The 12,997-nt window shown below is 43.7% G+C and carries 13 protein-coding genes; 1 reads left to right on the forward strand and 12 read right to left on the reverse strand.

From position 1 onward, the window contains the following. Positions 1 to 532 precede the first annotated feature (532 nt). The 10 genes from HYN43_RS17875 to HYN43_RS17920 all read right to left on the reverse strand — a co-directional run bounded on the left by HYN43_RS17875 (position 533) and on the right by HYN43_RS17920 (position 10,044). Entirely contained in the window at positions 533 to 1,723 is a 1,191-nt protein-coding gene (locus tag HYN43_RS17875) for an aspartate aminotransferase family protein (protein ID WP_119410647.1), read from the reverse strand. A gap of 286 nt (positions 1,724 to 2,009) precedes the next feature. Beyond that, positions 2,010 to 2,516: a hypothetical protein gene (locus tag HYN43_RS17880; RefSeq protein WP_162996538.1), complete on the reverse strand. Its 507-nt coding sequence runs from the start codon at positions 2,514 to 2,516 to the stop codon at positions 2,010 to 2,012. An 18-nt stretch (positions 2,517 to 2,534) separates the two neighbouring features. Continuing rightward, complete coding sequence (locus HYN43_RS17885; RefSeq protein WP_119410649.1) at positions 2,535 to 3,572, reverse strand: hypothetical protein; 1,038 nt, start codon at positions 3,570 to 3,572, stop codon at positions 2,535 to 2,537. A 51-nt stretch (positions 3,573 to 3,623) separates the two neighbouring features. Further along, positions 3,624 to 4,178: an RNA polymerase sigma factor gene (locus tag HYN43_RS17890; protein ID WP_022831994.1), complete on the reverse strand. Its 555-nt coding sequence runs from the start codon at positions 4,176 to 4,178 to the stop codon at positions 3,624 to 3,626. Between the two features lie 31 nt (positions 4,179 to 4,209). After that, positions 4,210 to 5,175 (reverse strand): transketolase family protein, encoded by a 966-nt coding sequence (locus HYN43_RS17895; RefSeq protein WP_119410650.1) that lies wholly within the window; start codon positions 5,173 to 5,175, stop codon positions 4,210 to 4,212. A gap of 101 nt (positions 5,176 to 5,276) precedes the next feature. Then, entirely contained in the window at positions 5,277 to 6,122 is an 846-nt protein-coding gene (locus HYN43_RS17900; protein ID WP_119410651.1) for a transketolase, read from the reverse strand. 53 nt (positions 6,123 to 6,175) lie between these two features. Then, positions 6,176 to 6,637 (reverse strand): thioredoxin-dependent thiol peroxidase, encoded by a 462-nt coding sequence (bcp, locus tag HYN43_RS17905; RefSeq protein WP_119410652.1) that lies wholly within the window; start codon positions 6,635 to 6,637, stop codon positions 6,176 to 6,178. Positions 6,638 to 6,649: 12 nt separating this feature from the next. Then, positions 6,650 to 8,368, reverse strand: a complete 1,719-nt coding sequence (locus tag HYN43_RS17910; RefSeq protein ID WP_119410653.1) for a M23 family metallopeptidase — start codon at positions 8,366 to 8,368, stop codon at positions 6,650 to 6,652. Between the two features lie 3 nt (positions 8,369 to 8,371). Next, complete coding sequence (locus tag HYN43_RS17915) at positions 8,372 to 8,983, reverse strand: fumarylacetoacetate hydrolase family protein (protein WP_119410654.1); 612 nt, start codon at positions 8,981 to 8,983, stop codon at positions 8,372 to 8,374. 536 nt (positions 8,984 to 9,519) lie between these two features. Further along, complete coding sequence (locus HYN43_RS17920; RefSeq protein ID WP_119410655.1) at positions 9,520 to 10,044, reverse strand: T9SS type A sorting domain-containing protein; 525 nt, start codon at positions 10,042 to 10,044, stop codon at positions 9,520 to 9,522. A 196-nt stretch (positions 10,045 to 10,240) separates the two neighbouring features. Here HYN43_RS17920 and HYN43_RS17925 point away from each other — a divergent pair, with 196 nt between their 5' ends. Continuing rightward, positions 10,241 to 12,190: a KUP/HAK/KT family potassium transporter gene (locus HYN43_RS17925; RefSeq protein WP_119410656.1), complete on the forward strand. Its 1,950-nt coding sequence runs from the start codon at positions 10,241 to 10,243 to the stop codon at positions 12,188 to 12,190. A gap of 206 nt (positions 12,191 to 12,396) precedes the next feature. Here the strand turns inward: HYN43_RS17925 and HYN43_RS30450 are convergent, their stop codons facing one another. After that, positions 12,397 to 12,546 (reverse strand): hypothetical protein, encoded by a 150-nt coding sequence (locus HYN43_RS30450; protein WP_162996539.1) that lies wholly within the window; start codon positions 12,544 to 12,546, stop codon positions 12,397 to 12,399. Positions 12,547 to 12,582: 36 nt separating this feature from the next. Continuing rightward, positions 12,583 to 12,996: a DUF5655 domain-containing protein gene (locus tag HYN43_RS17930; protein ID WP_245446938.1), complete on the reverse strand. Its 414-nt coding sequence runs from the start codon at positions 12,994 to 12,996 to the stop codon at positions 12,583 to 12,585. Between the last annotated feature and the right edge of the window lies 1 nt (position 12,997).

The following is a 12,997-nucleotide window of genomic DNA, read 5'->3' on the forward strand; positions in this document are numbered from 1 at the left end:
GATAGAGTAGATGCTATTCTGTTTGTTTTTACAAGATTTTTAATTAATTGTAAAACACGCGTGACCATTAAAAAGAACATTTGGTGACCAGATTTATTGCATTTACAACACCAAAAGCCCAATTTTACCGGGTATTGCTATAAATGCACAAACCGTACCAATTTAATTCAAACAAAAATTTAGCGGTTTTATAACAGGGAAGTTACGGGAGGAAATAAATGTGATTTTTTAAAGATCCGGTTAAAACTGCAATATGGAGTTGCAAGTTTAATTGTTTTGCCCCTCCGGGGCAATAAAAAGGGTGGAGTTTGCTGTTGCTACAAAGCTTTTGCACCTCTGGTGCATTTTATATTAGACCGGATAAGGAAAATCCCAGAGGGGTTAAAGCTTTGTAGCAAAAAATAAAAACAGAAAATAACCCCAGAGGGGTTAAAGGTTTGTAGCAAAAGAGTAAAAACAGAAGAGAACCCCAGAGGGGTTCAACTCAACCAGGACATGCCTTCGATATGACACGAAAACTTCAATAGAAAGTTTATTTTGTATAATAATCCACAGCCTCAATAATAACTGCACAGGCTTTCCTGATCTCATCATGCGTAATGATCAGCGGTGGTGCCAGCCTCATCGAGTTGCTGCAATGTAGAAACCAATCGGTTATTACACCGTTTTCAATGCAGCGATCTATTATTTTTTTATTCAGATCGAAGTTTTCCAGTTCGGCGGCAAGCATCAGGCCTTTGCCCCTCACCTCTTTGATAGCGGGGTGAACCAATAGCGAACGGAACAATGCTTCTTTTTCGGCTACGCCGGAAACCAGATCATTATCCAACAAAAACTCCAACGCGGCTAATCCCGCTGCACAGCAAACCGGGTGCCCTCCAAAAGTGGTGATATGACCGAGGATAGGATTTTCCTTCAGCACATCCATAATTTGGCTTGATGAAATAAACGCACCTATCGGCATGCCGCCTCCCAAAGCTTTGGCCAGTAACAGAATATCGGGCACAATATCAAAATGCTCAAAAGCAAATAGCCTGCCCGTACGACCGAATGCTGCCTGGATCTCATCTAATATCAGCAGTGTACCTGTTTCTGTACAACGGGCGCGCAAAGCCTGCATATAGGCTACATCAGGCACGCGGATACCGGCCTCGCCCTGTACGGTTTCTATAATAACGCAGGCTGTTTGTTCGGTTATTAATTGAAGATCATCAACCTCATTAAAACGAATAAAATTAATCCCAGGCAACAGCGGACGGTAAGCTTTCTTAAATTCCTCGTTACCCATTACACTTAACGCGCCGTTGGTGCTACCATGATATGAATTATAACATGAAATAATCTGGCTTCTGCCGGTAAAACGTTTGGCCAATTTCAAAGCTCCCTCCACCGCCTCGGCACCTGAGTTAGTAAAATACACCGACTGCAAATTATCCGGCAGTACTGAGACCAGTTTTTCGGCAAAACGTACCTGCGGGGTTTGTACGTACTCGCCGTAAACCATCAGGTGCATGTATTTATCAACCTGCTGTTTAATGGCATCGATAACATACGGGTTGCTGTGGCCTAAACTGCTTACGCCAATGCCGGATATCAGATCAATATACGGCTTGCCCTCCGCGTTGTACATGTAGATGCCTTCGGCGCGTTCAAACTCGAGTAATAGCGGGAAATTTGTGGTTTGAGCGTTATTGGCTAAAAAAAGCTGGCGAAGAGTGGTCATGATGATTAGTTCTAAGTCTTAAGTTTAAGATCTTGAGTCGTTTTCAGGAGCAATTGTTATCTAACAGCCGTCATTGCGAGGTACGAAGCAATCCCCGATTTGCAGGTCCGCCCTGTACAGTTTGGGATTGCTTCGTGCCTCGCAATGACGCCTCGGGAGATATTACCGACAAAGATAAACTAAAACAGATGGACGAAAATCCATCTGTAATGTTATTTAAAATACTTTTGATCTTTAAAAAGAAGAGAGTATCTAATCTCTAAACTCCAACCTCTAATCACTAACCTCAATTCCCCGCTCTCTCACTCCGCTCGCTCAACTGTTTAATGAGTTCATCATTAAACTCCTGTTCGCTTTTGTACAGGATGCTCACCTTTTCGGGTGGAAGGATTTTGGAGAACGAATCGCGGTAGCGTTTGCGGATGCCTACCAGTTGGCTTTCGTAATAAATTTCTTTATCTATTTGCTCGGTACCGTTGGCAGATGAGTTGGAGTTATTTAAACGTTTCAGGATGCGTACAGCTGTTAGTTCCTGCTGGTACTGGTTGTACAGCGGCCAAAATTTGTTGGCTTCATCGTCGGTTAAATCAAGCTGCCTGCTGATGTATCGGTTACGGGCGGCTTCAAGCTTTTTACCCATCGCTCCCTTTCTGTTACCATTAGGGCGTACGGGATTAAGCTCGGGCCGGGTAGGTGTTTGAGCGGGTACGAAGCGGTTTACCTGCGCCTGCCCCTCATAGCCTATCGCCATAACAAATAACACAATACAAATATGCCTGATCCAAATACTCATTAAATGTTGTTCTCCTGTTTAATTATCTATATAATCCGACAGATCTTCGTCTGCATTGCTTGCATTGCCTTTTTGGTTCGCATCCATCAGTGTACGGGTGTCGCTGGCGTCCATGTGTAACTGAAGGTAGCTTCTTATTTCATCAACCGGTACGGATGATACCTCTTCGTGCAAATAAGAGTGGTTATGATCCGGAGCCTGGATATCGCCCCTGAAAATAACACCTACACCCAGTATCAAAGCAAAACAAGCCGCGGTAGCATACCTGATGGTTGGCGAAGCCCAAAGCTTCCTCACCATGCCTTTTTTCTGAACAGGTTTATTTTTGTTGATGCTTACAACATTATCAGGTTCAAGCACAACTTCTACCCCGGCATTAACGGTTTTATCCAGTATGCGCTGGTTAAGCTGCTCAAAGTAGTTCATCGGCACAACAAAACCTTCTTCTTCCATATTCATGGCTTCCTCAACCGCTATGCGGCTTTGGATGTTGGCGCTCAGCTCCTCAAAATAGTTTTCAGGAACCCTAAACCCCTCATCGCCCATGGCTTCTTCAATGGCTATCCGGCTTTGAATGTTGCTGCTCAGTTCGTCAAAATAACCTTCCGGCACTGTAAAACCTTCATCACTCATGGCCTCCTCAACCGCTATGCGGCTTTGGATATTGCTGCTCAGCTCGTTAAAATAATTATCGGGCACCGTAAAGCCCTCGCCCGCATCTATGGCTTCATCAACCACAATACGGCTTTTGATGTTGCTGCTTAGCTCATCAAAGTAGTTTTCGGGTACGGTAAACCCCGAATCTCCGGCGCTAAAAGCACTTTCAATATTTATACGGCTCTGGATGTTGCTCTTTAACTCGTCGAAGTAGTTCTGCGGTACAGTGTAACCTGCAGATGGATAATTTTTTAATCCCTCAAGCCTTATGCGTGTTGTAATGTGCTGCGCTAACTCATGAAAATAGCCTTCAGGCACTGTGAACGGGTTAGTTGTGCTAACCTGTTTCAGCGCGATGAAATCATCCAGCCATTCCCTATTGTCCATATCGCTTTTCATACACAACTATAGATTGGTATAGTGCTAAAAGGTTTAACGTAAATTAAAAAATTAATCTTTTCCCAGCAAGTGCGCCTCTATCTTCTTGACTGCCAGGTGAAAAGATGCTTTTAAAGCCCCAACACTGGTACCCAAAACCTGCGACATTTCCTCATACTTCATGTCTTCATAGTATTTCATATTGAAAACAAGCCGTTGTTTTTCGGGCAGGGTAAGCAGGGCTTCCTGTAGTTTACGCTGCGCCGCGTCGCCGTTAAAATAGGTCGAGTCGGCCAGTGTATCGGCCAGCTCGTAAGCAACATCATCCAACGGTATATTATTTTTCTGTTTTTTCTTGTTCAGAAAAGTAATACACTCGTTGGATGCTATCCTGTACATCCAGGTGTACAGTTGCGCGTCGTTTCTGAAACCGGCAAGGTTTTTCCAAACCTTTACAAAAACATCCTGAACAAGGTCATCCGCGTCGTCATGATCAACAACCATGCGGCGGATGTGCCAGTATATTTTCTGCTGGTACTTTTTCAACAACAGGTTAAACGCCTCATTCCGGGTCTTTTCGTCCTGGAATTTGCTTAATATTTCTGAATCTTCAACCTGTACCGACATTTTTTAGAATTTTATTAATGTTAAAGGTTTATTAAGCCTTTTTGTTTTTTCTTTCGATCGCCTTTTTAGCTGCTGCCACAATATGCTCTGCATCCAGGCCATATTTGGTCATCAGTTGTGCAGGCGTACCGCTTTCGCCAAAGCTGTCGTTAACAGCTACGTACTCTTGCGGGGTTGGGTTGTGTACAGCCAATACTTGTGCAACGCTATCACCCAAACCACCTAAACGGTTATGCTCTTCGGCTGTAACTACGCAACCGGTTTTAGCTACAGATTTTAATATAGCCTCAGCATCAAGAGGTTTAATGGTGTGGATGTTAATAATCTCGGCATCGATACCTTCTTCAGCCAGTTTCTCACCAGCCAAAATAGCTTCCCATACCAGGTGACCGGTGGCGAAGATACTTACATCAGCACCTTCATTAACCATCCAGGCTTTACCAATTTCAAATTTCTGATCAGCATCGGTAAAGATCGGAACAACCGGGCGACCGAAACGTAAATAAACCGGGCCTTCGTACTCGGCAATAGCCATAGTAGCAGCTTTGGTTTGGTTATAATCGCAAGGGTTAATCACAGTCATGCCTGGTAACATTTTCATCAGGCCGATATCCTCCAGAATCTGGTGGGTAGCGCCATCCTCGCCCAAAGTTAAACCAGCGTGTGAAGCGCAAATTTTAACGTTTTTGTTTGAGTAAGCTACCGATTGACGGATCTGATCGTAAACACGGCCTGTAGAGAAGTTAGCAAATGTACCGGTGAAAGGAATTTTACCGCCAATGGTCATACCGGCAGCAATACCGATCATGTTAGCTTCGGCAATACCTGTTTGTACAAAACGCTCAGGAAATTCATTAATAAAATCCTGCATTTTTAACGAGCCTACAAGGTCGGCACAAAGGGCAACAACCTGGTCGTTTTTTCTGCCGGCTTCCAGCAACCCGGCACCAAAGCCCGAGCGGGTATCTTTTTTATCTGTGTAAGTGTATTTTTTCATTGCTCAAATTCCCTCCACAATAGCGAGGGATCGAATTAAATCGTGATAAATTAAACTGATGTTCTAACGCTCCTCCGTTAGCTAACGGAGGCCCGGGGGGCTTAATAATCGCCCAGTGTTTCCTCTAACTGATCTAAAGCCAGTTTAAGCTGCTCATCATTTGGCGCAATACCGTGCCATTTGTGGCTGCCCACCATAAAGTCGACACCGTAACCCATTTCGGTATGCATCAAAATCATAATTGGTTTACCTTGTCCGGTACGGCTTTTTGCTTCTTCAAGCACTTTAACCACATCGGCCATATCATTACCTTTCATATCCAATACATCCCAGCCAAAAGCTTCCCATTTAGCACGAAGATCGCCTAATGAAAGTACCTTTTTGGTAGGGCCATCAATTTGCTGACCGTTAACATCAATGGTAGAGATCAGGTTATCAACATGATTATGAGGCGCAAACATCGCAGCTTCCCAAATTTGGCCTTCCTGGATCTCGCCGTCACCATGCAGGGTGAACACTAATGATTTATCACCATTTAATTTTTTTGCAAGCGCCGCGCCGATAGCTACCGATAAGCCCTGACCTAATGAGCCCGAAGCGATACGTACGCCCGGAAGATGCTCGTGCGTAGTTGGGTGACCTTGCAAACGTGAGTTCAGTTTACGGAAGGTTGCCAACTCGGCTTTATCAAAGTAACCGGCGTGTGCCAATGTGCTGTAAAACACCGGCGAAATGTGACCGTTTGACAGGAAGAACAAGTCTTCGCCAATACCGTCCATGTTAAATTTAGGGTCGTGGTTCATTACCGAAAAATACAATGCGGTAAAGAAATCAGTACAGCCCAATGAGCCGCCCGGGTGGCCCGACTGGCAGCCGTGTACCATACGTACAATGTCGCGCCTGATCTGCGACGCGGTTTTTTCTAATGTTTGTAAGTCTGCTTTCATTAATTGGATTATAGGGAATGCTAAAGTAGCTATTATGATTGTGTTTTTAACACTTAATTTACAAGGTCCAGCACCTGTTGTGATGAAGCTTTGGTATCAACCTTACTTATCACGTGCTTAATAATTCCCTCTGCATCAATTACAAATGTGGTACGGGCAGTACCCATATATTTTTTGCCATACATGTTTTTTTCAACCCAAACACCGTAGGCTTCCACAATTTCGTGGCTGCTATCGGCTATCAGGGTAAACGGCAGGCTGTACTTGGTTTCGAATTTTTTGTGCGATTTTTCATCGTCGGTGCTAACACCTATCACCTCGTAACCTTTACCTAAAAGCGATTGGTAGTTGTCGCGAAAATCGCACGATTCGGCTGTGCAACCGGGGGTATCATCTTTAGGATAAAAGTACAGGATCACATTTTTGCCGCGGTAATCGGCAAGGGATACGGCTTTGCCGTTTTGATCGTTAGCGGTAAAATCGGGGGCTTTATCGCCTTCTTTTAATGTTGTCATGGTATAAGGTACTTATCTGTAAAAATCGGCGGCAAATTCCGAAAAATTATTCTTGTTATCAACTAACACCAACTTAAACACGTGTTTACCGGGCACAATATCGGCATTAAACGTGTAACTTAATATTTTACTTTTATAATCATGCTCCATCAGCACCCATTTACCATCAATAGTGCCTGTATAACTCTTGATTCCTGATAAATTATCACTCATCCTGAAATTAATCGAACGGGCGGCTTTCATATTGCTACCGTTTTTGATGTTGAGCGGATGGATTACCGGCGGCACAGTGTCTACCTTTATATAATAGTCGCCAAAGGCACTCACCTGCGATATCACGTAGCCATCCTTATAATAACCACCCTGGCATCCACCCCAACTGCTTACAATTACAGCCTTATCGGCATACTTTCCTAAATCAACATCCGGCTTGATCCAGATCTCGTATCCTTCATGGATAGGCGTTAACCGGTTATGAATATGGTGCACCGCCGAATAAGCGCCCGGCAGCTTTGCCGACGATGAGTATTGAAAATCAAGGTCATCATACAAATTGCCCGGCATTACTATCACTTTAACTTTATCGTTACTAAACTCGCTGCGCTTATCATAGTACAGCATGGTACCGGTTGGTTTAACCGGCTGCGGAATTGTATAAGGCGATGATTTCACTTTTAGCTTGAGCGATGAAGTATTGCCTGCCACATCTTTCACCACATATTCAATCTCATGAAGGGCATCGTCATCAAAAGTGATGATACCCCTATTTATTGATTGAGGGTACAGGGAGATATGGCTTCCCGGCAAAATAAAACACTTCTGCATCCAGCGGCGCGATGATTCATAAGCCGGAAAATCGATATAAGCGTTGATAGCATGCGTTTGATCGAACGCGAAACGCTCAACCGCGAAAGTATAAACTGTTTTTCCGTCGAGTTTTAGTTCGATAGAGTAGATCCCGTTATGGTTAAACGAAGTGCTGTTCATATCGGTAGCATTGATACCAAAGCCGATGTTTCCGCTTAGTTCAAGCGTTTGAGGCTTTATCAGGTGATAATTGCCTGCCGCTCCGGTCACCCCTAAAAACTCTTTAGGCGTTTTTTCGCTGAAGGGTTTATTATTGAGGTGGTAAATGCCGATAGAGGTGATGGTTGGCGGTACTTTATCCGGAATTGTTAAACCGAATAGCTGGGCGTTAATGGTTTCTTCAGTTTTGCTATCGCGGATCTCGAAATGCACATGCGGACCAGCCGAAGCACCGGCATTGCCGGAGATAGCCACAACCTCATCCTTTTTAACCGGGACCTGTGTTGGCGTAAGATTAAAATCGGCCTCGTAAGTTTGATGATCGTACTGGTATTTTTTAATCAGCTCAATCACTGCCGGGCTAAAGCTTTCCAAATGTCCGTAAACCGTGGTATACCCATTAGGATGGGTGATATATATAGCCCTGCCGAAACCACCAAACTGCACCCTCACCCTCGAGATATATCCTTCGGCAGCGGCGTGCACCGGGTAGCCGGTACGCTGGTTGGTTTTAAAATCCAGGCCCGAGTGGAAATGCGATGGCCTTAACTCGCCGAATGAACCCGCTGTTGTAGGCGGCGTTAAATCGAGCGGGTAGCGGAAATAGTTTTGCGGGTATTGCCTGCTTTGTATAATAGTTTGCGCTACGGTGCTTGCATAAATACCCAAACACAGCGCGCCTATAACCAATAGTTTTTTGATCATGCTTTATTTAACGTAAAAATCGAGCATTTTTTCATCCTGAAGATAGCCTTCAAGCCTGTCGCCTATTTTTACTTTTGATACACCCGGTGGGGTGCCGGTAAATATTAGGTCGCCTTTTTTTAGGGTGATGTATTGCGAAACAAAGGCGATGATACTTTCGAACGAGAAAAGCAGATCGCGGGTATTGCCCTGCTGGCGGGTTTCGCCGTTAATATCCAACCTTAAATCAAGATTATATAACGATTCGAATTTTGATTTTGGAACGAAGCCGCTTACCGGTGCCGAGCCGTCAAAGGCTTTGGCCAACTCCCAGGGCAAACCTTTTTCTTTATGGCGCGATTGGATATCGCGGGCGGTAAAATCGATCCCTAAACCAATTTCTTCGTAATAGCCGGAAGCGAATTTCTCGCTGATGTGTTTTCCTTCCTTGCTGATCTTTAACACCAGCTCAATCTCGTGATGTACATCTTCCGAAAAATCGGGATGATAAAAAGGCTTGTTATCTTTTAACAAAGCCGTTTCAGGCTTCATAAATATTACCGGGGTGGTTGGCACCGGATTGTTGAGTTCTTTGGCGTGTTCGGCGTAGTTGCGGCCAATGGCAATAATTTTCATAAATGAACGCTGTAAACGCCAAAGCTAAAAAATTTGGATGGTTTCCGTGCCGTTGTTGGTGTTAAGAAGAGATAAAAAAAGTGGGGCGAATGTGCGATTCCCTCCCCTGGGAGGGTGTAGGGAGGGGTTTCTACATCATGCTATGAGGTATGCATGGCGGACAAACCCCTCCCTACCACTACACAGTCCACCGCACCCCTCCCCAGGGCTACAGTGTGTACACATCTTTAAAGTCTTTCAATTCCCCAGAGGGGATACCTGTTTGTAAAAAAAATTAACGTCGTAATTCTTTGCCTCTTAGAGGCTACCCTCTTGCATGTAGGTTCAAAGCATGTTCAGGGGTAGCACCTACGGCGCATTTTTATTGTTTTGTCCCGAATGCTATAAACAGGTAGCACCTACAGCGCATTAATGAAAGATGTGTACACACAGTAGCTCCCCAGGGAGGGAATTAAAAAAAACTCAAATATGGGTAGTTATTCTCCCCACAGAAGGAAGCGTTAAAAAATTAAGATAGCTTGATTGGAGAAAGGTTCTTACAACACCAACACCCTTTTAATAACCGATTCAGTACCGGCCACCACCCGTATAAAATAAAACCCACGGGTAAGCTTATTGGCTATAGGATAGTTCAGATTATGATCGCCTGATTCAACCCTTTGCGAAAACATGGTTGAAATATCGTTACCCAACACATCTTTTATTTTGATGGTAACATTGGTATTGCGCGATATGGAGTATTTTAAATTGATTTGATCAGTTACCGGGTTTGGGTATAACTGCACGTCGGTAAGCAACTTATCGTCGGGCCGTGCCACATTTACCTTCACGTTTGAAGTAACCGCGGGTTTAAGCGGAGGCAAGGCCAGGTGAAGCCCGTTTTTCAGGTATGAATTTTTGGACGATTTAGTTTTACTACGCAGCAATACCGTATCTGTTTTAAAATCAGCTTTAAGCGTCTTAAAATCAGCGGCAAAGGCAAAGTTGATGAAAATTGCCATCGCAACCATCACAACCCAGGTATAGGTATAAACATAGGAGTATGTAAAACTTCGCCTCATTATTTAGTATGATTCTACAAAAGTATAAATAAAGCGCTCACCAAATTATATTTTGCTGTTTTTGTAAAACTTTTTAACAATTTTTAACAGAACAAGCACCTTATTGTATCATAGACACATTATTTCGTTATACGTTTAACTCGGATAATGGTTTAACCAAAAAAATTAATATTTTTGCCATCTCTAAATCATAAAAGTGTCAAATCATAAAGATCTGCATAAACTGTCGGCCGCCGGCTTCTTAATCAGTTTAGGAATAATTTACGGTGATATTGGTACCTCCCCATTATACGTATTTAAGGCCATAGTTGGCCAGCAGCAAATTTCCGAAACCTTAATTCTGGGAGGAGTTTCATTAATTTTCTGGACTCTTACGTTACAAACCACCATCAAGTACGTGGTAATTACACTAAGGGCTGATAACAAAGGTGAGGGCGGCATTTTTTCGCTGTTTTCATTGGTGCGCCGACGCGCAAAATGGCTCATTATACCGGCAGTGGTAGGTGGCTGTGCGCTGTTGGCCGATGGTATCATCACCCCTCCTATTACCATTTCATCGGCCATAGAGGGGTTGCAAACCTATCAGCCTAATTTACCTACAGTGTATGTTGTAATGGCCATTATAACGGTATTATTTATTATACAGCAGTTTGGTACTTCGCTGGTTGGTAAGGCATTTGGCCCTATTATGTTTATCTGGTTTACCATGATGGGCGTGCTGGGCGTTAGCTACATTATTCACGATCCGTGGATTATCCGTTCGTTAAACCCGTATTACGCCGTTAAATTGCTTACCTCAAGCTCAAGCGATGGTGCTTTTATCGTATTAGGTGCGGTTTTCCTGTGTACTACCGGTGCCGAGGCCCTATACTCCGACCTTGGTCACTGCGGTAAAGCCAACATCCGCGTAAGCTGGATCTACGTAAAAATCTGCTTAATATTAAATTACCTGGGCCAGGCGGTTTGGTTATTACAACGCAATGGCCACGTAATGGATCTGAACGCCAACAACCCCTTTTATAAAATTATGCCCGAGTGGTTTTTGATATTTGGTATCGGTATCGCTACCGTAGCCGCTATCATTGCCAGCCAGGCTTTAATTTCCGGTTCGTTTACGCTTATTGCCGAGGCTGTAAGGCTTAACCTTTGGCCAAAAGTGCGCATCAATTACCCGTCCGAGCAAAAGGGCCAATTATACGTACCAAGCGTTAACTGGCTGCTGTGGGCAGGCTGTTTAGGTGTGGTACTGATCTTTAAACATTCGGATAAAATGGAGGCCGCTTACGGTTTAAGTATTACCGTGGCCATGCTCATGACCACCATCCTGGTATCTAAATTCCTGAAACGTAAAAAAGTCCCCAATTATATTATCAATACGTTTTTGGTGGTTTATATTCTTATTGAGGGTACATTCCTTACCGGTAACCTGCATAAGTTTTTAGATGGCGGCTGGTTTACCCTATCCATCGGCTTTGTGCTGTTCACGGTAATGTGGACGTGGCATACCGCCCGTAAAATCAGGAACCGCTATGTGAAATTTGTAGAGATTGAAGATTATTTCGATATCATTACAGAGCTAAGTCATGACGAAAGCGTGCCTAAATACGCCTCACAACTGGTGTATCTTACCAGCGCCAACTTCAATTCAGAAATTGAATCGAAAATTGTTTACTCGATACTGCAAAAGCAACCTAAACGCGCCGATGTTTACTGGCTGGTACACGTTGACGTGGTTGACGAGCCATACAAACGCGAATACGAAGTTGACCACCTGGTACCCAACAAACTGATCCGTATCGACTTTAAACTGGGTTTCCGCGTTGAGCAGCAAATAAACCTGCTTTTCAGGAAAGTAGTTGAAGACCTGGTTAAAAAAGGCGAGGTTGATATTACCAGCACCTACAAATCATTAAACAAACATAAAATTGTAGGCGATTTCCGCTTCGTGGTGATCGAAAAGGTATTTTCACGCTCACATAATCTGTCGTTTATTGAAAGGTTTATTATGGATTATTACAAGCAGCTTAAAAAAGTGAGCTTATCCGAAGAGCGCGGTTTCGGCCTCGATCTGAGCTTTGTAACGGTTGAGAAAGTGCCATTGGTATTAACTATGCCTGAAGCTATAGAGATTCATAGGATTAATTAAAACATCTAATAAAAAGAAAGGCCTCACGGGAATCCGTGAGGCCTTTCTTTTTATTAGAAATTATCTGCCGCGGGTTTAGCGCAGCGTAACCCGTGGTTGGCAATCACTTAAGTTTATAACTTAAGTCCCCACTCGGGTCAGAGACCCGAATGCTTATTCCCACGGGTTACGCTACGCTAAACCCGCGGTAGGTTGTTTTTTTATTTTTAAACCGCCTTATCCAAAGCCAGCCGCATATACTTCCGCAACTCATCATTAATATCTTCCTTAAAAAACATCCGGAAGTAGTGATTGTGCTGATTGGTACCCGGAACCTGCTTTATTTTACTGAAACACAGGTTATCCTCATCTGCCACGGGTTACGCTGTGCTAAACCCGCGGTAGTTATTTTTTTAAACCGCCTTATCCAAAGCCAGCCTCATATAGCTCCTCACCTCATCATTAATATCTTCCTTAAAAAACATCCGGAAGTAGTGATTGTGCTGATTGGTGCCGGGTACCTGTTTTATTTTACTAAAACACAGGTTATCCTCATAAACCTCATTAAAAGGAAAAACCACATCAATAAAGTTTTTACCCAGCTGGCTTATGTAGGCAAAATTTACCCTTGCGCCTAAGGCAATCATGCTTTTGGTAGGATAAACTTTAATATCGCCCATTTGCAGGTACTCATCAACCAAATGATCGAAAAGATCTATTGTATGCGGTGTTTTGCCGGCTAATGCTTCTGATAGCTCCCTGTCGCGGCATGAATGCACCTGGTTGGTGGCTTTAAATTCACGCTGGCAGAGGGGGCAGGTCCACATA

It is taken from the genome of Mucilaginibacter celer (assembly GCF_003576455.2).
In the GTDB taxonomy this organism is placed as follows: domain Bacteria; phylum Bacteroidota; class Bacteroidia; order Sphingobacteriales; family Sphingobacteriaceae; genus Mucilaginibacter; species Mucilaginibacter celer.

Bases quoted from the DNA above. Each gene is read 5' to 3' on its own strand.
- HYN43_RS17875 (WP_119410647.1), bottom strand. From the start codon at position 1,723: ATGACCACTCTTCGCCAGCTTTTTTTAGCCAATAACGCTCAAACCACA.
- HYN43_RS17880 (WP_162996538.1), bottom strand. From the start codon at position 2,516: ATGAGTATTTGGATCAGGCATATTTGTATTGTGTTATTTGTTATGGCG.
- HYN43_RS17885 (WP_119410649.1), bottom strand. From the start codon at position 3,572: ATGAAAAGCGATATGGACAATAGGGAATGGCTGGATGATTTCATCGCG.
- HYN43_RS17890 (WP_022831994.1), bottom strand. From the start codon at position 4,178: ATGTCGGTACAGGTTGAAGATTCAGAAATATTAAGCAAATTCCAGGAC.
- HYN43_RS17895 (WP_119410650.1), bottom strand. From the start codon at position 5,175: ATGAAAAAATACACTTACACAGATAAAAAAGATACCCGCTCGGGCTTT.
- HYN43_RS17900 (WP_119410651.1), bottom strand. From the start codon at position 6,122: ATGAAAGCAGACTTACAAACATTAGAAAAAACCGCGTCGCAGATCAGG.
- bcp (WP_119410652.1), bottom strand. From the start codon at position 6,637: ATGACAACATTAAAAGAAGGCGATAAAGCCCCCGATTTTACCGCTAAC.
- HYN43_RS17910 (WP_119410653.1), bottom strand. From the start codon at position 8,368: ATGATCAAAAAACTATTGGTTATAGGCGCGCTGTGTTTGGGTATTTAT.
- HYN43_RS17915 (WP_119410654.1), bottom strand. From the start codon at position 8,983: ATGAAAATTATTGCCATTGGCCGCAACTACGCCGAACACGCCAAAGAA.
- HYN43_RS17920 (WP_119410655.1), bottom strand. From the start codon at position 10,044: ATGAGGCGAAGTTTTACATACTCCTATGTTTATACCTATACCTGGGTT.
- HYN43_RS17930 (WP_245446938.1), bottom strand. From the start codon at position 12,996: ATGTGGACCTGCCCCCTCTGCCAGCGTGAATTTAAAGCCACCAACCAG.